This is a genomic window from Phocaeicola sp. GP0067, assembly GCF_031119655.1.
Lineage (GTDB): Bacteria > Bacteroidota > Bacteroidia > Bacteroidales > Bacteroidaceae > Phocaeicola > Phocaeicola vulgatus.
In genome coordinates, this window is sequence record NZ_JAVHZY010000008.1 from 62,935 (window position 1) to 85,651 (window position 22,717).

General features: G+C 44.5%; 18 protein-coding genes. 8 read left to right on the plus strand and 10 right to left on the minus strand.

Features of this window, described 5'->3' with window-relative positions; translation table 11 throughout:
- Window position 1: 1 nt before the first annotated feature.
- The 7 genes from RE317_RS08580 to RE317_RS08610 are packed head-to-tail and all read right to left on the minus strand — an operon-like array spanning window position 2 to window position 8,073.
- A complete protein-coding gene (locus RE317_RS08580) occupies window positions 2-1,126 on the minus strand; it encodes a glycosyltransferase family 2 protein (RefSeq protein WP_005843140.1) in 1,125 nt (374 codons plus the stop codon).
- Window positions 1,123-2,028, minus strand: a complete 906-nt coding sequence (locus tag RE317_RS08585; protein ID WP_022508279.1) for a glycosyltransferase family 2 protein — start codon at window positions 2,026-2,028, stop codon at window positions 1,123-1,125. The genes RE317_RS08580 and RE317_RS08585 overlap by 4 nt, the downstream gene beginning before the upstream one ends.
- Entirely contained in the window at window positions 2,009-3,469 is a 1,461-nt protein-coding gene (locus RE317_RS08590) for an O-antigen ligase (protein ID WP_303266234.1), read from the minus strand. Before RE317_RS08590 ends, RE317_RS08585 begins: the two co-directional genes overlap by 20 nt.
- Window positions 3,470-3,472: 3 nt before the next feature.
- Window positions 3,473-5,620 (minus strand): hypothetical protein, encoded by a 2,148-nt coding sequence (locus RE317_RS08595; RefSeq protein ID WP_117873626.1) that lies wholly within the window; start codon window positions 5,618-5,620, stop codon window positions 3,473-3,475.
- A gap of 5 nt (window positions 5,621-5,625) precedes the next feature.
- Window positions 5,626-6,489 carry a TolC family protein gene (locus RE317_RS08600; protein ID WP_005843145.1) on the minus strand — a complete coding sequence of 288 codons (864 nt, stop codon included), beginning with the start codon at window positions 6,487-6,489 and terminating at the stop codon, window positions 5,626-5,628.
- Window positions 6,490-6,525: 36 nt separating this feature from the next.
- Window positions 6,526-7,701 carry a sugar transferase gene (locus RE317_RS08605; RefSeq protein ID WP_005843146.1) on the minus strand — a complete coding sequence of 392 codons (1,176 nt, stop codon included), beginning with the start codon at window positions 7,699-7,701 and terminating at the stop codon, window positions 6,526-6,528.
- Window positions 7,702-7,707: 6 nt separating this feature from the next.
- Window positions 7,708-8,073 carry a response regulator transcription factor gene (locus tag RE317_RS08610; RefSeq protein ID WP_005843147.1) on the minus strand — a complete coding sequence of 122 codons (366 nt, stop codon included), beginning with the start codon at window positions 8,071-8,073 and terminating at the stop codon, window positions 7,708-7,710.
- Between the two features lie 355 nt (window positions 8,074-8,428).
- On the opposite strand from RE317_RS08610, the gene RE317_RS08615 reads away from it, so the two are divergent.
- From RE317_RS08615 to RE317_RS08635, 5 genes are all read left to right on the plus strand, one after another.
- Window positions 8,429-9,163 (plus strand): NUDIX domain-containing protein, encoded by a 735-nt coding sequence (locus tag RE317_RS08615; RefSeq protein ID WP_005843148.1) that lies wholly within the window; start codon window positions 8,429-8,431, stop codon window positions 9,161-9,163.
- A 172-nt stretch (window positions 9,164-9,335) separates the two neighbouring features.
- A complete protein-coding gene (locus RE317_RS08620; protein WP_005851484.1) occupies window positions 9,336-10,829 on the plus strand; it encodes a xylulokinase in 1,494 nt (497 codons plus the stop codon).
- Between the two features lie 91 nt (window positions 10,830-10,920).
- Window positions 10,921-12,237, plus strand: a complete 1,317-nt coding sequence (xylA, locus tag RE317_RS08625; protein ID WP_005851486.1) for a xylose isomerase — start codon at window positions 10,921-10,923, stop codon at window positions 12,235-12,237.
- 240 nt (window positions 12,238-12,477) lie between these two features.
- On the plus strand, window positions 12,478-14,970 hold the full coding sequence (locus RE317_RS08630; RefSeq protein ID WP_005851488.1) for an SLBB domain-containing protein: 2,493 nt from the start codon (window positions 12,478-12,480) through the stop codon (window positions 14,968-14,970).
- A gap of 7 nt (window positions 14,971-14,977) precedes the next feature.
- On the plus strand, window positions 14,978-16,117 hold the full coding sequence (locus RE317_RS08635; protein WP_117873630.1) for a Wzz/FepE/Etk N-terminal domain-containing protein: 1,140 nt from the start codon (window positions 14,978-14,980) through the stop codon (window positions 16,115-16,117).
- Window positions 16,118-16,292: 175 nt separating this feature from the next.
- Here the strand turns inward: RE317_RS08635 and rfbC are convergent, their stop codons facing one another.
- The 3 genes from rfbC to RE317_RS08650 are packed head-to-tail and all read right to left on the minus strand — an operon-like array spanning window position 16,293 to window position 19,188.
- A complete protein-coding gene (rfbC, locus tag RE317_RS08640) occupies window positions 16,293-16,862 on the minus strand; it encodes a dTDP-4-dehydrorhamnose 3,5-epimerase (protein ID WP_005851490.1) in 570 nt (189 codons plus the stop codon).
- Window positions 16,862-17,749, minus strand: a complete 888-nt coding sequence (gene rfbA, locus RE317_RS08645) for a glucose-1-phosphate thymidylyltransferase RfbA (RefSeq protein WP_008671327.1) — start codon at window positions 17,747-17,749, stop codon at window positions 16,862-16,864. The genes rfbC and rfbA overlap by 1 nt, the downstream gene beginning before the upstream one ends.
- Window positions 17,750-17,784: 35 nt before the next feature.
- Complete coding sequence (locus tag RE317_RS08650; RefSeq protein ID WP_005851494.1) at window positions 17,785-19,188, minus strand: undecaprenyl-phosphate glucose phosphotransferase; 1,404 nt, start codon at window positions 19,186-19,188, stop codon at window positions 17,785-17,787.
- A 113-nt stretch (window positions 19,189-19,301) separates the two neighbouring features.
- On the opposite strand from RE317_RS08650, the gene RE317_RS08655 reads away from it, so the two are divergent.
- The 3 genes from RE317_RS08655 (at window position 19,302) to RE317_RS08665 (ending at window position 22,700) form a co-directional block, all read left to right on the plus strand.
- Window positions 19,302-20,366, plus strand: coding sequence for a mannose-1-phosphate guanylyltransferase (locus RE317_RS08655; RefSeq protein WP_005851496.1), 1,065 nt, complete (start codon window positions 19,302-19,304; stop codon window positions 20,364-20,366).
- Between the two features lie 175 nt (window positions 20,367-20,541).
- Window positions 20,542-21,624 carry a GDP-mannose 4,6-dehydratase gene (gene gmd, locus RE317_RS08660; protein ID WP_005851498.1) on the plus strand — a complete coding sequence of 361 codons (1,083 nt, stop codon included), beginning with the start codon at window positions 20,542-20,544 and terminating at the stop codon, window positions 21,622-21,624.
- A complete protein-coding gene (locus RE317_RS08665) occupies window positions 21,624-22,700 on the plus strand; it encodes a GDP-L-fucose synthase (RefSeq protein WP_005851500.1) in 1,077 nt (358 codons plus the stop codon). The genes gmd and RE317_RS08665 overlap by 1 nt, the downstream gene beginning before the upstream one ends.
- Window positions 22,701-22,717 lie beyond the last annotated feature (17 nt).

The window sequence follows — 22,717 nt, forward strand, 5'->3', positions numbered from 1 at the left end:
TTTATTTTTTCTTTCTTAAAAGCATATTGAATATCATGCCTGCCGCCAGAAAGGGGATAGCTTTCATGGCTTTGTTGAATTTGCTGTCCACCAAGTAGTTTGGAGTGGCTATTGCCATAGTCAATAAGAAAGTGAGTAATAATCCCCACCATTTTAGGCAGGCGCTCCAGTGGAAGTATACGGACAGGAAACTGAACAGGAGGAGGATACCTAGCAGGATGGTGCGAGGGAAAATGAACCATTGCAGAATACGGTCGGCATAATCAAATTTTCCACTTAAAATGGCGCCGGGCAGATTACCGATATTGGTGAACAGGGAATAATATTGGGTTTTAATCCAAGTGCTATGTTGGGTATAGAATTTTTTCTTTCCACTATTCTTCAAGGCATATACATGGGTATTATTTAAATATTCCACATATATCCGTTCGCGGAGCAGCAGGGATTCGATGACTTTTTCATCGTCATCGTCTTTTAAATGACGGATGTTTTCTTTGAACCAAGTGAAGTCTATTGCGGTTCCGGAGCCGTTCAGCGAAGCTGAAAGTCCCAAATTGACATGCCCCGCACGAAGAATGGAATTGTTTATCTCGTCGGTGATGGCATTCAATATGCTGACATTGCTGGGTCTTTCCTGATAGATGCGATGGGTTTGGATGGCATTGGAGCCGCTGGCATACGTATTGTTGACAACTTCAAGAAAGTTGGTGTCCACTACATTGTCCGCATTCATGATTAAAACGATATCGTATTGTCCTTCTTGTAATTGTGACATGGCAGCTTTGACAGATTTCATTTTTGAACTTTTCTTGAATCTGGCTTGCAACAGGGTGATGGGATATTGTGCCAGCTGTCTGTTTGTTTCCGGCTTCAGGTGGTCTGAAATGACGATAATGTCATAGCAGTCTATAGGATATTCTTGTTGCAGAAATGATTTGACGGTATAGGGTATGTAGTCATCGTCCTGATAGGCCGGTATCAGAATGGCGAAACGGTGTTTTACTCTTGATTCGGAATATTTGTCGGTGCGGTTGCCTGTTGCCGCTATGGCGTACACCAGCAGGTAAAAAACAGTAAAGGCACATATCGCGAAAAGTAGTAGTTCTATGTATGCTAGAAATATCATGGCTGTTTGTCTTTGTTTCTAAGTTTGAAAAATGCTTTTGTTCCCTCCCAATGTGCTTTGGCTATGGCTTTCTTTCCTTTTCCCAAGGCGGTCAGTATGTTTTTGGGACATACAATCATTGTCTGGTATAAGATGGAAACCGGAAGTTTCCAGTCAAAGAGATTGCGGTAGGCATATAATAATCTGTTTCTGCTCAGGTAATAGTATTTCAACGGACTTTCTTTTCCGGTGGAGTTGCTGTCCTTGTGCCATATTTCGCAAGCGGGATCGTACCATAGTTCGTAGCCTTCCCTATTGATATAGGTGCACCAGTCCAGTTCCTCATAATATAGAAAATATTCTTCGGGCATCAGGCTAAGCTTGTCTATTATTGTTTTTTTCAGTAACATGGCGGCACCATGCAGATAAGGCGTTTTTTGGGCGGGGTAGTGGTCTTTATTTATTTTCCCTTTGCCTATGGCTCTGTTTCTTAAGGTAATGGGCGAAAGTTGGGTGTATCCTGCAAATTGTATGGCGTGCGGTTCTGCATAATCACGGATTAACGGGGAGACACCTGCTATCTTGTCGGAGGACAGAAGGCGTTTTATCAACAAGGGTATGGCATCTTTGACCATACAAACATCATTGTTCAGCAAGAACAGGTATTTTCCTTTTGCAAGGTTTATACCCAGATTGTTACCTCCGGCGAATCCTAAGTTCCGCTCACTGCGTACGGCTTGGATAAAAGGATATGTTTTTTGTAGCAAGGCGGCTTCATTGGCAGTGGAACCATTGTCAATGACTATCATTTCATAACTGACAGAGAATACAGTGGCTGCCCACGAGTCAATGAATTCGCAGGTGTCGTGAAAACCGTTATAGTTCACGGTGATGACGGATAGGTCAGGCTGTCGGTAGTCCATGTATTTCTGAGTATTGTTTATCTAAATAAGGTCCTAAAAAAACAAAGGTGAAACAAGAATAAATCAAGATTCCGTTAGGAAACTGGAAATAAACCATATTGGCGTAAGAAGCTACCAGTATGCCTGCACAACCGCATAACATACCTGTCAGCGGTCCCCGGATTTCCGGATTTCGGATTTTGAATAAAAGGATGTAGGAGCCCGATAGAAATAGAATGGCATGCATACCCAAAAACACACACAGTCCCACTATTCCCATCTGTTTCCATACATCTACCAGACTGGAGTCTGAAGGACAGATGGAAACGAAATAATATTTGTTATGGGGAGGAACTACCCCGTCTATGGCTCCCATGCCTATGCCGAAGGGCATTTCATCCATGTAGGCATTCAGTGCTTTCTGGTTCTCGAAACGAGCCATCATCGATTGATCCTCTGTGTCAAAGACAGTACGCATACGACGGATCAACTTATTGTTCTCTCCGATCTTGGTGTATTTCAGCATTCCTATCCCTCCGGCAAGCAGGATAAAGGAGATGATGCCTATTTTCCAACTTTTAGACAGGAACAGAAAGAGCCCCAGCCCTGCAATGGGTACAGCTATGGCCGATCGGGTTCCCGATATTAACAGACCATAAAATCCTGCCATACCCACTATTAAATAGAAGAGTCTGAGAAATAGGTTCTTTGTATAGAAAAAAGTAAGCGTGAAAACAGTGCAGGATAATCCCATGCTGGCACCGAAAAGACCCGCGTCAGTGAAAAATGAGAAATAGCGGATGCCGGAATGGATAAAATGGGTACGTGCTCCGTAGGCCCACAACCAGCTTAGCTCGGTACTGTCAAAACCTTTGTTCTTTTGCCAATATCCTTTTGCGGCAGCCAGTAGGGTCATGATACCCCATAGTATTAAAAAGTAATGGATAAAAGTGTAGCGATTGCAGTGTATGGATAGAATAATACAGGTCAGAATAGGGTATAAGGCCCAGGGTCTTAAAATACGAAGCCATGCTTCCATGTAAAATTCACCGGTTATACCATTACCTATGTTGATGATACAATATAGCAGCCAGACCAATGTGATGCAGGTATAGACGTTTAGTATTTTCCTGAAATGATGATTGCTTTGCAACTGTTTCAGAAGAATAAGGGCCAACATGATGCCGTAGAGCAAATCAAAGATATTGGTAATGGCAATAGGGATGGAATGATATCTGTTAATTCCCATTATCAGGTAATTCAGCATAAAGGTGATGGCCAGCAGAATGACGGGTCTGTTTATGCATATGAAGATAAAAAGCGTGGCAAAAGGTATGAACCCTATTGCAACTCCTATGGAGGGCTTCATGTTGAGGGCTGTCCATAGGCATAAGCACAGTCCGATAATGAAGCTGGCCAGAATTAGACCTGTATGGGTTATATTTATTTCTTTTGCTATCATTATCTATTTTCCTTTGTATTCAATGGCGGTCAGTCCGAGTTGGAACAGCCTGTATTCCATATTCTTAAAGTTCGTGTAAGGAGGTAATTGTCCTGTAAAGTCTTCCACTGTATTTCTGTCTGCTTGTGTCAGATAGAAAAGGAGGGGTACTTCTTTTTGTTTAACTTGTAACAAATGCTCATACAGTGCCTGATCCGTATTTTTCCAAGTACGGTTGGCACGGACAACCAGCAGATTGATGGATGCTTCATTTAACAAAGTCGGAGGCAGAGGATTGCTTTTCAGGACCGGGTGTTCGATTAGAAGTATTTCATCCTTTTCCAGATCGGGACATAGTTCTTTCAAATTGTTTGCCTGTACATATTGGCTGTCTTCGCTTAGAAAATCTTCATCGTATGTAATGCGGCGGACGTTTAGGCCGATGCTGCTCCAATATTCCTCTATCAGGCGGGCGACATGGGTCTTTCCGTCTTTCTCTTCTGTACTTAACAGATTGATGACCCGCTGTTCCTGTGTATTTAGATGAGGCAGTAAAGCGGTGCTGAGTTGCCTGACGGCCATCTTGTTTATGGCTTTATTATAACGTCTGTATCTTAACTTGCTTTCTCTAGGATATGCGCCGATAACTGTTCCTCCGGTGATTCGTTCTGCACGTATTTTGTCTCTGAGGGTACGGTCCAGTATTTCTATAATCAGAAAATAGCCAATGATGAAAAGTAAAGTCCCCAGTATGGATGCAAGTATAATCATGCGTGCATTGGTGGGGGAGGAGGTCAGTGGAAACAGGGGCGGATTCATGATTTTTAATGAAGCTGAGGTCATTTCCAGGTTCTTTTGTCGCAAGATGGCTGCATTCAAGGCTCCCATGGTAGACATATAGTTGCTTTCCACAAAGCCGATATGCCTTTCTTTCCGGCCCAGGGTAGCGCCGATGGGGGAGAAATAAAGGAAATCTTTATTTAAATTCTCTCTCATTATATCTCGTGCTTCCATTTGGGCTTTAGTCTTTTCGGCAAGAACTACTTGGTCAAGCCATTGGCTGATGAGTGTCTCATAAGATACATTGTTTGTACTTGCGGCTTCGGCACTTAATTTCAGGGCAAGATTGTTGATGTTTTGTTCGGCACTACTTAACATGTTTTTTTGTTCTTCCAGCTTTTTCCGGTTCTTTTCGTCCGGAGTGATTTCCATGGTCGAGATCTGGGTGTTCAATTGGGACATTTGATGAAGTTTGTCCATAAACTCATTGTTGGTACGGATCAATTTGGCTACATCACCTAATTTATATTCATAGAAATCGATCAACGCCTTACTGGTGGAATAATTGACAAGCAAATCATTGTCCATCATCCGGTACGTAGCGTCCATGCTTGCCACCTGTTTGGTTTGTTCTCCATAGTTGATGATGCGGTTTTCTATATTGTACTCGATTAAAGAATCCTCGGCGGCAGTCAGCATTTTGCCCAATCTGGCCAGTTCTTCTTGAAAGAACTTGATCACATTGTTTGTTTCTCCATAGCGTAGTTCATGGTATTGTTTGACAAACTCTTCATTCAGAATCTCAAGTGTGTTATAAGCTATTCCCGGATCGTTGGCACTATAAGCAATCTCGATCATATCACTGTTTCCCAACCTGGCTACTTTTATATGTTGTGAGAGTAGAGGTACGCTGAAATAAGGGTGGGTATAATTGAGTAGTTGGTAGATGAAATTATTGATGGACGGGCGTTCAAAAGCTACCAGATTATGATAGGTCTTCTCTTCGTTTTGCTTGTCTATCAATGCCTGTAACTCTCGTGGAATACCGGAAACCAGCTGCTGGTAGTGTATGGCTGAAATATAACTGGTGTTTCTTTCGGCATCTCCATAGACCAGACAGCGGGCAAGCAGTTTCAGAGATACTATTTTCAGTGTGCGTTCCGTTGTAATGATATTCATTAAATTACTCATGTGCACGGTGGCGTTTCGGGTATCGGTGGCATCTACGTTGTATCCGGAGATGATTCCTGTAAAGATGGTGGTTTTCACATCATACGTTTTTTCCAGATTTCTGGTAAGAAACCATGCTATGATACCGGCTATACATGGAAATATAACCATCCACCAACGGATACGGTAGATAAACTTGACTATGTATTTAAATAATTCCATGCTTCTTATTCCTTTTTGTCTTTTTTCTTACTTTGCCTCTTGTTTTCTTCCTGTTCCTGTATCGTTGTTTCTTGAACGTCCTTTTCTCCTTGTATGGTCAGGATGGGGGTGTGGGAGATTATTTCAAGGGTCAGCAGCTGGTCGTTAATAGTAGAGCGTAGTAAGGCAAAGTCTTGATTAGCGGCAAATTCCTGTTCTTTAGTCTTGGCCACATCATGAATAGAGGTACGTCTGTTTCTATATTCCTGTTCTGCAACAGCCGATGCACCTTTATATAAAGCTATATTTTCAGCTGATCTTTGCAATGTTTCTATATTGGATAAAATCTGGACATATAAATGAGCTATTTGTATTTTAAGGGTTTCGTATGCTTCCTGTTTTCTTAACTCGGCAATATCCACCTGGATTCGCTGGCGCTTGATTCCTCCCCGGAGGTCGAACAGCTTTTCAAAAGGAATACTGATGCCGCCTCCCACATTCCACGAAGTCTGTTCTGTACCTACATACCTGTAAATAAGTGGGGTGTTGACATCCGTATTGCTGGCCACATTGTCTGCTATACCGTAAGAAGCACTTCCGCCGGCATGGATAAACCCCAGCCAGTTCCTTTTCTCTTTCGATAGTAGCTTTTTCTGTAACTGTTTCTCCTTCTCTAAAATCTGTAAGCTTGGAGTGCTGCGTGCATTCTCATAAAGGACACTTAACGGAGGCAGCTTTATCTTTGCATAATCCACATTCATATTCCCCAATATATCATCCTGTGTCACAAGAGGTTGTTGTACCGGTTGTGTTTGCTGCTCTTCCTGTTGTGCGCTTAAATGGTGGATAGAACAATACATACAGATGACAAAAAGACATACTTTACCCATATAATAAATCCCCTTTTTATTCCTAAAACAAATTATTTAAACATCTCCTTTTTGGACAAAAGCTGTCAAAGTCTTGAACAGGATTTTCATATCCAGGAAAAAGGAGAATTCTCTACCGTATTTCAAATCTAATTCTTTGCGTTCTTTAGCGGATAATTTTCCGGCATCCCCCCGTTTTTCCACCTGCCACAAGCCGGTCAGCCCGGCAGGCGCCATGAAGCGTTCGATACTTTCATCGTTTGTCAGGCGTTCGGCTTCATAGAGTGGAAGAGGACGGTTCCCCACCACAGACATGTCGCCTTTCAAGATGTTGACCAGTTGAGGTAACTCATCCAGACTGTATTTTCGTAAAACGCGTCCTACCTTGGTAACCCGCGGGTCTTTTTCTATTTTTATGAAAGGACTTTCATCCAGTGCGTTTTGTCTGGAAATAAACTCTTCTTCCGGAATGATGAAGTCATCGGAAACCAGCATTCCGCCATTATCTATAACACCGTCATCTCCAAACATCAGTCCTCCTAATTCTTCCATCGAGAAATCTTTGGCAATCTCCGGAGTGCCTTCCGGCTGGTACTGGTTCTGACCGGCAAGGTCTTTCAGCTTTTTATCGGCGTCCGTATACATGGAACGGAATTTCAGGAAATTAAAAATGGTATAATTCGTTCCTACCCGTTTGGATTTGTAAATAACAGGTCCTTTGCTTTCCATACGTATGGCTATGGCAATCAGCAGAAAGACTGGGGACAGGAAGACTAACGCTGCACCGGAGAAAAGGATATCGAAGCAGCGCTTCCATTGGGGAAGGATAAAATGCCTCACGTCTTTTTTCTTCCGGTTATGTGCATATAGCAGTTCCTGCCGTTTATTGATGATGTCTATTTTCTGCCTTAACCGGGCGGTGGTGATGTTCAAACTGACGGTATCGTTTATTCCGCTGTTCAGATAGACTTTGCTGGCTTCGGGAGTCAGCCTGTCCGTAATGAGTACGACATATGCCTGATAGAACTTTTTCCTGAAAGCACCGATCTGTTCAATATCTCCGTTCATCTCCCCTTGTTCGTGAAGGACAATGATGTTCTCACGTACTTTCAGTCTGATACAAATTGTAATGGCATCCTGGTAGTTTTGGGCATAAATCATCTGGACATTTTCGAGCTTGCTGAATTTGCGCAAAAAATCCTTGTTCTTTCCTATATAAAGCAGAAAGGTCATGCTGATTTACTCAATGATTTTCTTAATTCTTACTTTTAACTCCATGGGATTGAAAGGTTTGACAATATAGTCTTCCGCGCCTTCTTGTAACAGGCGGATGCGTTCTGTGGTACTGTCTTCGCTGCTTAGCATAACCACCGGAATGTGTTTGAATAACTGATTGGATTTTATCCATTCCAGAAACTCGTCTCCACGCATTTCGGGCATACGGATATCTGATATAATCAAATCTGGTATGTTACCTTCCTGAAGCCATTTTACCCCTTCGATGCCATTCGGTAACCAAATACAATCATAATCACTGGCCAGATAGATTGAAAGGACTTTTGCAATTGCTATTTTGTCGTCCAAGACCAAAATTTTCTTTCTCATAGAGTAATCTTTAGATTTTAATGGGCAAAAGTAAAGAAAATTATTGTGAATAAACAACTTTATTCTATTAATTTTTTGGCGTAAAGATTGCTTTTCCTTAACCAAGTGTCTGAAATAGGGGATTGAATGGAATAAAAGCCCTTTGGAAAAAGGGAAAAAAGAAGACGGGACAACTCCTGTACATTATATATTGTAGTGTATATGATAAGATTAAGATGTGATATTGTATGATAGATGATATTTATTATATTGAAAAATAGTGTTTTGGAACATAATAAAAATAAATATATTGTTTTGCGTAATTTGAAAAATAGTATTTATCTTTGCTGCCGGAAATGATAAAAGCCATATTACTATGTCGGAAATAAACCAGACGATTAATTTACATGTATCTGTGGACTGTGTGCTGATTGGGTTTGATGGAGAGCAGTTCCGTGTCCTGTTGGTAAGGCAGGTGGGGAAACAGTCCGAGGACGGATATAATAACATGAAGTTGCCGGGCAGCCTTATCTATGACGATGAGGATCTGGATGAGGCGGCCAAGCGGGTGTTGAATGAGTTGACGGGTCTGAAGAATGTGAAGCTTACCCAGTTTAAGGCGTATGGATCGAAAGACCGTACCCGTAATCCTAAGGATGTGCTGTGGCTGGAACGTTTTCATCGTTTGGACGAGAAGAAAATAGACCGCATTGTGACTATCGCTTACCTGACACTGGTGAAGATTGACAGACGGTTCGAACAGCTGTCTGATAAATACGATGCTTGCTGGACACCTGTGACGGAGGTGAAAAGCCTGGCGTTCGACCATTTCCAGATTTTGCAGGATGCATTGGTGCATATACGCCATTATGTGGAATATGCTCCTTCCGCAATGTTCGACTTGCTTCCCCGGAAGTTTACGGCGGCCCAGTTGCGGACTGTCTATCAGTTGATTTATGATAAGGTGTTTGACGTAAGGAACTTCCATAAGAAGATAGCGTTGATGCCATATGTAGTACCTTTGGAAGAAAAACAGGTAGGTGTATGCCACAGGGCGGCACGCTTCTATAAGTTCGACCGTTCAATATATAATAAGTCGGGAACGAAGTGATAACAGACAGATAACTTTAGCCTTGTTGTGATTGCTGTGAGAATACTCCGCCTGGTCGTTTCGGGGAATCGGTATATGTTTTGGGATTCTTCACCGGCCTTTCCTTGGAAGGATAATGCTGATAAGCATCGGGACAGAGACTATTATTTTAAAATTCTTAATTTTCAATTAAATGTACCTATTAGGTTATGATATTGGCAGTTCGTCGGTAAAGGCGAGTTTGGTAAATGCAGAGACCGGAAAGTGTGTTTCTTCTGCATTCTTCCCTAAAACAGAGGCTGCTATTATGGCTGCCCGCCCCGGATGGGCTGAGCAGGATCCGCAAAATTGGTGGGAAAATCTGAAATTGTCAACTCAGGCTGTCATGGCTGGGAGTGGGATCGGTCCGGATGGAATTGCCGCTATCGGTATCTCTTATCAGATGCACGGACTGGTTTGTGTGGATAAAGGGCAAAATGTATTACGTCCGGCTATTATATGGTGTGACTCACGGGCGGTTCCATACGGGCAGAAAGCGTTTGAGGCATTGGGGGAAACGCAATGTCTTTCTCATCTGCTGAACTCTCCGGGGAATTTTACCGCTTCCAAACTGGCATGGATTAAAGAGAATGAGCCTGCTGTGTACGAACGTATTTATAAAATAATGCTGCCCGGCGATTATATCGCTATGAAACTGACGGGGGATATTTGTACCACGGTGTCCGGTTTGTCCGAAGGGATGTTCTGGGATTTTCAGGCAAATGATGTCGCGGGCTTCCTGATGGATTATTATGGATTCGACCGTTCGCTGATAGCTGATATCAAACCGACTTTTGGCGAGCAGGGACGTGTAAATGCATGGGCTGCCAAAGAATTGGGCCTGAAAGAGGGAATTCCTGTAACCTATCGCGCCGGAGACCAGCCTAATAATGCTTTGTCGCTCAATGTGTTCAATCCGGGAGAGATTGCTTCTACGGCAGGAACATCGGGAGTGGTATATGGCGTGAACGGTGAGGTGAATTATGATCCGAAATCCCGGGTGAATACTTTTGCCCATGTAAATCATACTGCCGAGCAGACCCGTCTGGGAGTGTTGTTGTGTATCAATGGTACCGGTATATTGAATTCGTGGGTGAAACGTAATGTGGCTCCCGAAGGTATTTCTTACAGTGATATGAACAGGCTGGCGGCACAGGCTCCTGTCGGCAGTGCCGGAGTAAGTATTCTTCCTTTTGGCAACGGGGCGGAGCGTATGCTGGAAAATAAAGAGACAGGATGCTCTATATGTGGAGTTAATTTTAACCTGCATGGAAAGCAGCATATTGTTCGTGCCGCACAGGAAGGGATCGTGTTCTCGTTTAAATACGGCATTGATATCATGGAGCAGATGGGTATCCCTGTACAGAAGATTCATGCCGGACATGCCAATATGTTTCTCAGTCCTATCTTCCGCGAAACATTGGCGGGAGTGACAGGGGCTGTAATCGAACTGTATGACACGGATGGATCGGTGGGCGCCGCCAAGGGGGCCGGCATAGGCGCGGGTGTTTATAAAGATAACAACGAGGCATTTGCCACATTGGAAAAACTGGAGGTGATAGAGCCTGATGTGGCACAGCGTACTGCTTACGATGATGCGTATGCCCGCTGGAAATCCAATCTGGAGAGAGCGATGGCTGCCTTTTAAGGACCTTCGGATAAAGAAATGGCTATCCGCCTGCGTGTTGGAAAAAGATAGTAGATAAATTAGAACAAGTTATTAAAATAAGTAAAGAATTATGGCTACAAAAGAGTATTTTCCCGGTATAGGAAAGATTAAATTTGAAGGTAAGGAAAGTAAGAACCCGATGGCGTTCCGTTATTATGATGCTGAAAAGGTAATTAACGGAAAGAAGATGAAAGACTGGTTGAAGTTTGCTATGGCATGGTGGCATACGTTGTGTGCCGAGGGCGGTGACCAGTTTGGCGGCGGAACAAAGAAATTCCCTTGGAACGGCGATGCCGATAAGGTGCAGGCTGCCAAGAATAAGATGGATGCCGGCTTTGAATTCATGCAGAAAATGGGAATCGAATATTATTGTTTCCATGATGTGGACTTGTGTGAGGAAGCCGATACAATCGAGGAATATGAAGCGAATCTGAAAGAGATAGTTGCTTATGCCAAACAGAAACAGGCTGAAACCGGAATCAAATTGTTATGGGGTACGGCAAATGTTTTTGGTCATGCACGCTATATGAACGGGGCTGCTACAAACCCCGAATTTGATGTGGTTGCCCGCGCTGCTGTCCAGATAAAGAACGCTATTGACGCTACCATCGAACTGGGTGGCTCCAATTACGTATTCTGGGGTGGACGTGAAGGGTATATGTCTTTATTGAATACAGATCAGAAGCGTGAGAAAGAACATCTGGCTCAGATGTTGACCATCGCCCGCGATTATGCCCGGAGCAAAGGGTTTACAGGTACTTTCCTGATTGAACCCAAACCGATGGAGCCGACTAAGCATCAATATGATGTGGATACCGAAACTGTGGTAGGGTTCTTGAAAACTCACGGACTGGACAAGGATTTCAAGGTGAACATTGAAGTGAATCATGCTACGTTGGCTGGTCATACATTTGAACATGAACTGGCTGTTGCGGTAGATAACGGAATGTTGGGATCTATTGACGCTAACCGTGGCGATTATCAGAACGGATGGGATACAGACCAGTTCCCTATCGACAATTACGAACTGACCCAGGCCATGATGCAGATTATCCGCAACGGCGGCTTGGGTAATGGCGGTACCAACTTTGATGCCAAGACACGTCGTAACTCTACTGATCTGGAAGATATCTTTATCGCCCATATTGCAGGTATGGACGCTATGGCGCGTGCATTGGAAAGTGCTGCTGCTTTGCTTAATGAATCTCCTTACTGCAAGATGTTGTCAGACCGCTATGCTTCATTCGACAGTGGCAAAGGCAAGGAATTTGAAGAAGGCAAGCTGACACTGGAAGACGTAGTGGCTTATGCTAAGCAGAATGGTGAGCCCAAGCAAGTAAGCGGTAAACAGGAATTGTACGAAGCCATCGTAAATATGTATTGCTGATCCGGCCGGAATGGTATTGCACAAGTTTTACCCTTGCAGACCTTTTTTAAATATGGAGGGCTGTGCAATGAAGTCTGAATGAATTCTGCTAACGGATTATTAAAGAATAAACGGCTGTACACCGTCAGGTGGCAGCCGTTTTTATATTTGTTAGAGGGATATTTATGAAATAATACTCGCCTATATCGAAAATAATATCTACCTTTGCGGCTGCTAAATTACTAAGTTTATTGAATTTATATGATAAAAAAACTATTATCCGTACTGGTCTTAGTTTTTGCCCTCTCGGGTTCTGTGCTTGCACAGCAATCTATGAGTGACCAACAGGTGTTGGAATATGTGAAGACGGGCATGCAACAAGGAAAAGACCAACGTCAGATTGCTACAGAGTTAGCCCGTAGAGGAGTGACACAAGAACAGGCTAAGCGTGTAAAGAAACTTTATGAACAGCAAAATGGGTCTGCTGATAAAGATGCAAATGCAACGATGCAAAATCGGAACCGTTTGCGTGAAAAGACAAAGACGCAGGAAGATATCTATGTAACAGAGAATTTTACTTTCAACCAACGTCCGGCAGCGGACAGAGTGGTAGGGAAGAACTCGTCGGACAGTGTTTCTGCCAATCGCTATTACGAGGGGATGGGCATGGGCGATATGGAAGAAATGCAGAAGGATAAGGTGTACGGACGGGACATTTTTGAAACCAGAAACCTTACATTCGAGCCGAGTGTGAATCTGGCTACTCCTCCTAATTACCGTCTGGGGCCGGGTGATGAGGTAATCATTGATATCTGGGGTACAAACCAGGCCACCATCCGCGATAATGTATCTCCGGACGGATCTATCACGATCCCCGATTTGGGATTGATTTATCTGAACGGCATGACTATTGCCGAAGCCAACCAATATTTGCGTAAAGAACTGAATAAGATTTATGCAGGGCTTGATAATGAACAGAACCCGTCCTCACAAATCAAGGTTACTTTGGGAAACAGCCGGACGATCCAGGTGAACGTGATGGGGGAAGTGTTCCAACCGGGAACTTATGCATTGTCTTCTTTCTCTACCGTGTTTCATGCACTGTACCGTGCCGGTGGCGTGAGCGATATCGGTAGCTTGCGCAATATACAAGTAGTGCGCGGAGGACAGAAAATCGCTACCGTAGATGTGTACGATTTTATTATGAAAGGTAAAATCAATGATGATATCCGCTTGCAGGAAGGCGATGTGATCATCGTTCCTCCATACGAGGCGTTGGTTAGCATAGAGGGTAATGTGAAACGCCCCATGAAATACGAGATGAAAAACAACGAAAGTGTTGCCACGTTGTTGAAGTATGCCGGTGGATTTTCGGGGGATGCCTATACCCGTTCTCTCCGCATGATTCGTCAAAACGGAAAGGAGTATCAGATTTATACGATTGATGATATTGATTATTCCGTATTCCAGGTAAAAGATGGTGATGCGCTGACTGCTGAAGCTATTCTGGACCGTTTTGAGAACAAGCTTGAAATCAAAGGGGCTGTCTATCGTCCGGGCATTTATCAGTTCGGAGGAACCTTGAATACAGTCCGCCAACTGGTGGAAAAGGCTGAAGGCCTTATGGGTGATGCCTTTACAGGACGTGCGGTGTTGCATCGCGAGCGCGAGAATCTGAAGAAAGAGGTTATTCAAGTAGATATAAAAGGCATCATGGACGGTACTGCACCCGATGTACCTTTGCAGCGTAATGATGTGCTTTATATTCCCAGTATTCATGACTTGGAGGATGTGGGAAGCATCATGGTGTATGGTGAGGTTGCCCGTCCGGGTGAGTTCGCTTTTGCCGACAATACGACTTTGGAGGATATTATAATCCAGGCTGGCGGATTGATGGAATCGGCTTCTACCGTCCGTGTGGATGTTTCCCGCCGTATCAAGGATAGCAAAGGTACGGAAGCGGTTTCCACCATAGGACAAATGTACTCGTTTTCTCTGAAAGACGGTTTTGTGATAGACGGAGAACCGGGTTTTGTGTTGCAGCCATACGATCAGGTATATGTGCGTAAGAGCCCTGCTTATCAGGAACAGGTGAATGTGCAGGTGACCGGTGAGGTTTTGTATGAAGGTGATTATGCGCTGACAGAGAAGAGCGAACGTCTTTCCGATTTGATCAAGAAGGCAGGTGGAGTGACTCCGTTTGCTTATATCAAAGGGGCCCGTTTAAGCCGTCGTATCAATGCCGATGAACGCAAACGTATGGAAACGGTTCTGGATATGGCCAAGACTGGAAAGGACTCCATTGATGTCAACCGGCTGGATTTGGGAGATATCTATTATGTGGGTATCGATTTGGAAAAAGCGATGCTTAAACCCGGCTCCAGTGCGGATATTGTATTGCGTGAGGGGGATGTGATTGAAATTCCCGAATACAACAACACGGTACGTATCAGCGGGGCTGTGATGTATCCCAATACCGTTTCATTTGAAGATGGCAAGACGTTGAAATATTATATAGAGCAGGCCGGAGGTTACGGTTTCCGTGCGAAGAAGAGCAAGGCGTATATTGTATATATGAACGGTCAGGTGAAGAGAGCGAAGAAGGGTAGCCGTGAGCTGATCCAGCCGGGCTGTGAGGTGATTGTTCCGGTGAAGGAAAAGAGCAACTGGACTTTGCAGAACACTTTGTCCATAGCAACCACCAGTGCGTCGTTGGCTACTATGATTGCATCTATTGCTAATATCTTAAAATAGAAACAGTATGGCGGAAGATAAGAATTATACGAATAATACGGAAAGACCACGGGAAGACGAGGAGTTGGAAATTGATTTGATGGAGTATGTCCGTAAGTTGTGGGCTGCCCGAAAGATGCTGCTGAAGGTTGCAGGAATAGGTGCTATTGTAGGGGTGATTATCGCTCTGAGTATTCCCAAGCAATATACGGTGGAAGTGACATTGTCTCCCGAATCCGGTAAAAGCGGAGGGGGGAGCCTGTCGGGAATGGCTGCCATGCTGGGGATCGGAGGCATGAGTCTGGGCAGTGAGGCGGATGCGTTGAACGTATCTCTTTTCCCGGATATAGTAGCGTCTACTCCTTTCATTCTGGAACTGTTTAATGCACATGTCACCACGTTGGACGGTGAGGTGGATACTACTTTTGTAGCTTATCTCGATGAGCAGAAAGCTCCGTGGTGGGGTGCTATTATGGGATTGCCCGGGGCGGCTATAGGCGGGGTGAAATCTCTCTTCTCCGATAAGGAAGAGGAAGAAGGGAACAGGCTGGATCCTTTCCACCTGACAGAAGATCAGGCGAAGAAAGTGGAAGCCATGCGTAAGGCGATTACTGCTGATGTGGATAAGAAAACCGGCATCACCACAGTGACGGTGACTTTGCAGGACCCGATGGTTACGGCCGCCATTACAGACACGGTAGTGGTGAAGCTTCAGGAGTATATCACAGCGTACAGGGTCTCCAAAGCCCAGCAGGATTGTGCTTATCTGGAACAATTGTATAAGGAACGCCAGCAGGAGTATTATGTAGCCCAGCAGAATTATGCCAATTACATGGATGCCAACAAGGGGGTTGTCCTTCAAAGTGCTTTGACGGAGAGAGAACGGTTGCAGAATGATATGAATCTGGCATATCAGGTGTATAGCCAGGTGGCTACCCAATTGCAGGTGGCACGGGCCAAAGTACAGGAGGCCAAACCTGTATTTGCCGTTGTGGAACCTGCCAGTGTGCCGTTGCTGCCTTCGGGAACCAGCAAGAAGGTGATTCTTGTCGGATTTATTTTCCTGGCAGTGGCGGGCGCTTCCGCATGGATCTTGTTCGGACGTGAATTCTTTGAAAATCTGAAGGCAGGACTTAATGCTCCTCAGGAGGGGATGGAGAAGAAGTGATATAAAGATATTGACCTATAAAAACAGGGTGCATCTCTTTCGTAGGAGGTGCACCCTGTTTTTAGGTTCAATCTTCGGAAATGTTGCCCTGAACGTTACGATAGTCCGGTGTGCAGTTTTCGGTTTCTTTAATTTCACTGGCGAAAACCGGACAAACGCAGAATCAAAACAGCCTTTAATATAAACTTTGATTAAAGTCGAAATCCGTTTGATAGTCTTTCAATCTCGGATGTTTCTTGTCCTTGTCGGACAAAATAACCTTGTCGGCCGGAAGTCGCCAGTCTATGCCTAGATCGGGGTCGTCCCATGCGATTCCTCCTTCGCTTTGCGGAGCATAATAATGGTCACACTTGTATTGGAACAACACCTCGTCACTTAGTACCGCAAAGCCGTGTGCGAATCCGCGGGGGATAAAAAACTGCCGGTGATTCTCTCCGGTCAATTCTACAGCCACATGCTTTCCGAAAGTAGGAGAATCTTTCCGGATATCTACAGCCACATCCAGTACCGCTCCCTTGATCACACGCACCAGTTTGCTTTGTGTGAAAGGAGGTTTCTGGAAATGCAGGCCGCGTAATACACCATAAGTAGAGAAACTCTCATTATCCTGTACAAATGTAGTCCTGCATACTTTTTCTTCAAATTCACGTCCCGAGAAGCTTTCAAAGAAATACCCTCTTGCATCATTAAAAATACGGGGTTCCAAAATGAAAACCCCGTCTATTGCTGTTTTTATAACTTCCATTATTCTAATCCCAGTTCTTTTATAACTTTCAGTAAATATTGTCCGTATTGGTTTTTAAGCATCGGCTGGGCCAGTTCCTGCATCTTTTCCGGAGTAATCCAGCCTTTTCTCAAAGCTATGCCCTCAAGGCATGCCACTTTCAGCCCCTGGCGCTTTTCAATGACTTCGATGTAGGTGCTTGCCTCGGCCAGCGAGTCGTGAGTACCGGTATCCAGCCATGCGAAACCTCTGCCCAATGTCTGTACTTTCAATTCCTTGTCCTGAAGAAATTGCTGGTTTACGGTGGTGATTTCCAGTTCTCCCCGTGCCGAAGGCTTGATATTCTTGGCTACTTCCACCACCTTGTTGGGATAGAAATAGAGTCCCACCACGGCATAGTTGGACTTAGGTTGGGCAGGTTTTTCTTCAATAGAGAGGCAGTTGCCTTCTTTGTCAAATTCCGCTACGCCATATCTTTCGGGGTCACTGACCCAATAGCCGAATACCGTTGCTTTCTTGTCCTCTTCGGCAGCACGTACGGATTCTCTCAACATGGCGGACAGACCGTTGCCGTGGAATATGTTATCACCCAGTACAAGGCAGACGGAATCATTTCCGATGAATTTCTCGCCGATGATGAAAGCCTGAGCCAGTCCGTCGGGCGAAGGCTGTTCCGCATATTCAAAGCGTACTCCGAAATCGCTTCCGTCTCCTAACAGTCTTTTGAAGCTCGGTAAGTCGTATGGGGTGGAGATAATGAGTATTTCCCGTATGCCGGCCAGCATAAGTACCGATATAGGATAATAAATCATGGGTTTGTCGAAGACAGGCAGCAGCTGTTTGGATACTCCTTTGGTAATAGGATAGAGGCGCGTGCCCGAACCTCCGGCTAGTACAATACCTTTCATATCTTTTTATTTTTTATATGTCCCTACGATTTGGATTAATAGGCGTTTTTCTCGCCCCGGAACATGTTGGTTACTGTTTTTATCATGATGCGGATGTCGAGCAGGAAAGTCCAGTTCTCAATATACCACAAGTCTCTTCTTACCCTGCCTTCCATTTGGGAAAGTTCTTTGGTTTCTCCCCGGTAGCCGGTGACTTGCGCCCATCCGGTAATTCCGGGTTTGACAAGGTGGCGCATCATGTATTTGTTAATCAGTTGGGAATATTCCTCTGTATGTTTCAGCATATGGGGTCTGGGACCTACAATGGACATCTCTCCTTTGAATACATTAATGAATTGCGGCAGTTCGTCCAGATTGCTTTTGCGCAGGAAGTTGCCGAACTTGGTCTTGCGGGGATCATTCTTGGTAGCCTGCAATGAATCGGACAATGCGTTCACTTTCATGGAACGGAACTTATAGCATTTAAAGATTTTCCCGTTTTCCCCGTTTCTCTCCTGTTTGAAGAATATGGGACCAGGTGAGGTAATTTTAATAATAAGACCTACAATCAGGTACATAAATGGAAAAATTGTAAGTAAAAACAGAGAGGAAAATGTCAAATCAAATAACCGTTTTGCCAGTCTGTTTACCGGGTTCTGCAACGGCTCGGTACGGATGGATAAGACAGGAACTTCACCCAATAATTCCAACTGCAACTGGCGCTTTATATAGTTACGTACATGAGGTACGCTATAGAAGCGGATCAGATTGTTCTCGCAATAGTTCATGATGGCCAGAATATCATCCTTTCTGCTGGATGGCAGACCACAGTACAGTTCGTGCACGGTGTTATGGGATAACCATTCAAATAATTGGTTTACAGGACCTTTAAAGGGAATCCCTTCGGGGTAATTAGAATCCTTCTCATCATAGAAAATGCCTAAAACCCTGTATCCGTAAGTCAAATCGTTCAACGTATGGTACAGCTCCACCATATTGTCCCCGTCGCCTATCAGTACAGTGGTGTGCAGGTTCCTGCCACTGCGGCGGAACATTTTCACAAAGAACCGCAATGTCAGTCGCCATCCTATAGCTAAAGGTATGAAAGACAGATAGAAAGCAAGCAGATAGATGCGTGAGAAGTTATCTACCTTAATAATGGCCAGCACCGTGAGGAAGATGACTACATGCAAGCTGATTGTTCCTAACAGGCGGCCTACAATCTGTTCCGGACGCACTATGCGGTTGTGCAGTATGACCCCAAAGATGGATATGCAGGGAATATAGCACAGGTTGGAAGTCAGCAGGTAGGTTTTCAATGAAATATGGGCTATGGCCTGTGAATCTATTCCTTTCAGAATAAAAAACACAAGTATCATAGAAAGGTTCAACAAGGCAAAATCACCTAATATCGCTACTAGTTTAATTATATCAGAGTTTTCAGTTGTCGGTTGTTTCATGACAAAAAAAATGTTAGTCGTATGCAAATATAGGACATATAAATTAAAACGCAATACTTTTTTTAAAAAATAATACTTATCTTTGCGGTCATACAACGTAAAAAATGAATCATATGAACATCAAGAATAATCACCTCGTTATAATGGCCGGAGGTGTTGGAAGCCGTTTCTGGCCGATGAGTACTCCTGATTATCCTAAGCAATTTATTGATGTACTGGGTTGCGGCCGTACATTGATCCAACTTACGGCTGACCGTTTTCAGGGGATCTGTCCTCCGGAAAATATTTGGGTGGTGACATCAGAGAAGTATGCGGATACTGTAAAGGAGCAGTTGCCCGATATTGCTGATGATCATATCCTGCGTGAGCCTTGCCGTCGCAATACGGCTCCTTGTATAGCATACGTCAGTTGGAAAATAAAGGCACGTAATCCTAAGGCCAATATGGTGGTGACCCCCAGCGACCACATTGTGATGAATATCGCGGAGTTTCAGCGGGTGATTAATTCGGCGATGAATTTTACGGCCGATTCGGACGCTATCCTTACCCTGGGCATGAAACCTACTCGTCCTGAGACGGGCTACGGTTACATTGAAGCTGATCTCAGTGTACCTTCTACCGCCAATAAGGAGGTATTCCGGGTGTATTCTTTTAAAGAGAAACCCGATCTGGAAACAGCCCGGCGCTATATTCAAAAAAATAATTTCTTCTGGAATGCCGGTATTTTTGTGTGGAATGTAAATACGGTGGTGAACGCCCTGCGCGTATATCAGCCTGCCATTTCGAAGGTGTTCGAGCGTTTGCTTCCTTATTATTATACGGACAAGGAGCAGGAAATGATTGACCGGAATTTCCCTTTGTGCGAGAACATTTCGGTGGATTATGCCATTATGGAGAAGGCGGATGAGATTTTTGTCCTTCCTGCCAGCTTTGGGTGGAGTGATCTGGGTACTTGGGGATCATTGCACGAGAATTTGCCGAAAGATGCCCATAATAATACGCAGATAGGTGAGAATATAAAGTTGTATGAAACCCGTAACTGTGTGATTCACACTACACAGGAAAAGAGGGTGGTGGTACAGGGACTGGACGGATATATCGTTGCTGAGAAGAATAACACATTGCTGATCTGCCGGTTGAGCGAGGAACAGCGCATCAAAGAATTTTCGGCGGAGTAAATATTCTTTCTTGTATATATTTTATTTCTGCATACATGGAGTGTATGCTGTCTGTCATCTGCCGTTCTGTTTGGTCATTCCGCCCTTTGCCATGCCGAAAGGCAGATAGCAGTAGATAGCTATGTGATATGAAATAACCAAGAGGGCTTGCATAAGGCCATTTACAATAAACGAAATGAAAAAAGTAGCTTTAATTTCAGGTATTACAGGTCAGGACGGTTCATTCCTGGCAGAGTTTTTGATTGAAAAGGGATATGAGGTTCACGGTATTCTGCGCCGTTCTTCTTCATTCAATACCGGTCGTATCGAACATCTTTATCTGGACGAGTGGGTTCGTGATATGCAAAAGACCCGTCTGGTGAATCTGCATTGGGGGGATATGACCGACAGTAGTTCGCTGATACGTATCATTCAGGCTGTACAGCCCGATGAAATCTATAATCTGGCTGCTCAGAGCCATGTGAAAGTAAGTTTCGATGTACCCGAGTACACTGCGGAAGCGGATGCGGTAGGCACGCTGCGTATGTTGGAAGCGGTCCGTATTCTGGGCCTGGAAAAGAAGACCAAGATTTATCAGGCATCGACTTCCGAATTGTTCGGACTGGTACAGGAAGTGCCTCAGAAGGAAACGACTCCCTTCTATCCCCGTTCTCCGTATGGGGTGGCCAAGCAGTATGGTTTCTGGATTACCAAGAACTATCGTGAAAGTTACGGTATGTTTGCCGTGAACGGCATCCTGTTCAACCATGAGAGTGAACGCCGTGGTGAAAATTTCGTAACACGCAAGATTACTTTGGCTGCCGCACGTATAGCCCAGGGATATCAGGACAAGCTGTATCTGGGAAATCTGGATTCTTTGCGCGACTGGGGCTATGCCAAGGATTATGTGGAGTGTATGTGGATGATTCTTCAGCATGATACTCCCGAAGATTTTGTCATTGCGACCGGCGAATACCATACGGTGCGCGAGTTCTGTACCTTGGCCTTCAAGGAAGTGGGCATTGAATTGCGCTGGGAAGGCAAAGGGGTGGATGAAAGAGGTATCGATGTGGCGACGGGCAAGGAACTGGTTGCCGTCGATCCTAAGTATTTCCGTCCCGCCGAAGTGGAGCAGTTGTTGGGTGATCCCACTAAAGCCAAAACGTTGCTGGGCTGGAATCCCCGTAAGACTTCTTTCCCCGAACTGGTGAAAATCATGGTGAAGCATGATATGAAGTTCGTGAAGAAACTGTATTTAAAGGCTCAAATAGCAGAATAATGGAAAAAACAGCCAAGATATATGTAGCAGGCCACCACGGACTGGTGGGGTCTGCTATATGGAATAATTTGCAGCAAAAGGGATATACCAATCTGGTAGGCCGTTCTCACAAAGAACTGGATTTGCTGGACGGGCAGGCTGTGAAGAAGTTTTTTGATGAAGAGCAGCCCCAGTATGTCATTCTGGCAGCGGCACATGTGGGAGGCATCATGGCGAACAGTCTTTACCGTGCCGATTTTATTTATCAGAACTTGCAGATTCAGCAGAATGTGATAGGGGAGAGTTTCCGCCATGATGTAAAGAAACTCTTGTTTTTGGGAAGCACTTGCATTTATCCTCGTGATGCCGTACAACCCATGAAGGAAGATGTGTTACTGACTTCTCCCTTGGAGTATACCAACGAACCGTATGCTATTGCGAAGATTGCCGGGTTGAAGATGTGCGAAAGCTTTAACTTGCAATATGGAACCAATTACATAGCCGTGATGCCTACGAACCTTTACGGTCCCAATGATAATTTCCATTTGGAGAACAGCCATGTGCTGCCTGCCATGATTCGTAAGATTCATTTGGGAAAATGCCTGAATGAGGGGAACTGGGATGCGGTGCGTAAAGATATGAATCTTCGTCCCGTAGAGGGGATAGACGGTTCGCATACGGATGAGGAGATTCTCTCCATTCTGAAAAAGTATGGCATAACCGGGCAGGAAGTAACTTTGTGGGGAACAGGCAAGCCGTTGCGTGAGTTCTTATGGAGTGAGGAGATGGCTGATGCCAGTGTCTATATCATGGAGCATGTGGATTTTAAGGATACCTATGCTGCCGGCTCCAAGGATATCCGCAACTGTCATATCAATATCGGTACGGGGAAAGAAATCACCATTGCCCAACTGGCGGACAAGATTGTCAAGGAAGTGGGTTATCAGGGCAAACTGACTTTTGACGCTACGAAACCGGACGGCACTATGCGTAAGCTGACGGATGTAAGCAAATTGCACCGGCTGGGCTGGCAGCATAAGATTGATATAGAAGAAGGGGTACACAGAATGTACCAATGGTACTTGTCTAAAGGATGAAGATGTAAGATTATAGA

Excerpts from the sequence above, each read along its gene's own strand:
- RE317_RS08650 (WP_005851494.1), bottom strand. The coding sequence starts at position 19,188 with ATGAAACAACCGACAACTGAAAACTCTGATATAATTAAACTAGTAGCG.
- RE317_RS08595 (WP_117873626.1), bottom strand. The coding sequence starts at position 5,620 with ATGGAATTATTTAAATACATAGTCAAGTTTATCTACCGTATCCGTTGG.
- RE317_RS08635 (WP_117873630.1), top strand. The coding sequence starts at position 14,978 with ATGGCGGAAGATAAGAATTATACGAATAATACGGAAAGACCACGGGAA.
- gmd (WP_005851498.1), top strand. The coding sequence starts at position 20,542 with ATGAAAAAAGTAGCTTTAATTTCAGGTATTACAGGTCAGGACGGTTCA.
- RE317_RS08620 (WP_005851484.1), top strand. The coding sequence starts at position 9,336 with ATGTACCTATTAGGTTATGATATTGGCAGTTCGTCGGTAAAGGCGAGT.
- RE317_RS08610 (WP_005843147.1), bottom strand. The coding sequence starts at position 8,073 with ATGAGAAAGAAAATTTTGGTCTTGGACGACAAAATAGCAATTGCAAAA.
- RE317_RS08605 (WP_005843146.1), bottom strand. The coding sequence starts at position 7,701 with ATGACCTTTCTGCTTTATATAGGAAAGAACAAGGATTTTTTGCGCAAA.
- RE317_RS08600 (WP_005843145.1), bottom strand. The coding sequence starts at position 6,489 with ATGGGTAAAGTATGTCTTTTTGTCATCTGTATGTATTGTTCTATCCAC.
- rfbC (WP_005851490.1), bottom strand. The coding sequence starts at position 16,862 with ATGGAAGTTATAAAAACAGCAATAGACGGGGTTTTCATTTTGGAACCC.
- RE317_RS08590 (WP_303266234.1), bottom strand. The coding sequence starts at position 3,469 with ATGATAGCAAAAGAAATAAATATAACCCATACAGGTCTAATTCTGGCC.
- RE317_RS08580 (WP_005843140.1), bottom strand. The coding sequence starts at position 1,126 with ATGATATTTCTAGCATACATAGAACTACTACTTTTCGCGATATGTGCC.
- RE317_RS08665 (WP_005851500.1), top strand. The coding sequence starts at position 21,624 with ATGGAAAAAACAGCCAAGATATATGTAGCAGGCCACCACGGACTGGTG.
- rfbA (WP_008671327.1), bottom strand. The coding sequence starts at position 17,749 with ATGAAAGGTATTGTACTAGCCGGAGGTTCGGGCACGCGCCTCTATCCT.
- RE317_RS08655 (WP_005851496.1), top strand. The coding sequence starts at position 19,302 with ATGAACATCAAGAATAATCACCTCGTTATAATGGCCGGAGGTGTTGGA.
- RE317_RS08585 (WP_022508279.1), bottom strand. The coding sequence starts at position 2,028 with ATGGACTACCGACAGCCTGACCTATCCGTCATCACCGTGAACTATAAC.
- xylA (WP_005851486.1), top strand. The coding sequence starts at position 10,921 with ATGGCTACAAAAGAGTATTTTCCCGGTATAGGAAAGATTAAATTTGAA.
- RE317_RS08630 (WP_005851488.1), top strand. The coding sequence starts at position 12,478 with ATGATAAAAAAACTATTATCCGTACTGGTCTTAGTTTTTGCCCTCTCG.
- RE317_RS08615 (WP_005843148.1), top strand. The coding sequence starts at position 8,429 with ATGTCGGAAATAAACCAGACGATTAATTTACATGTATCTGTGGACTGT.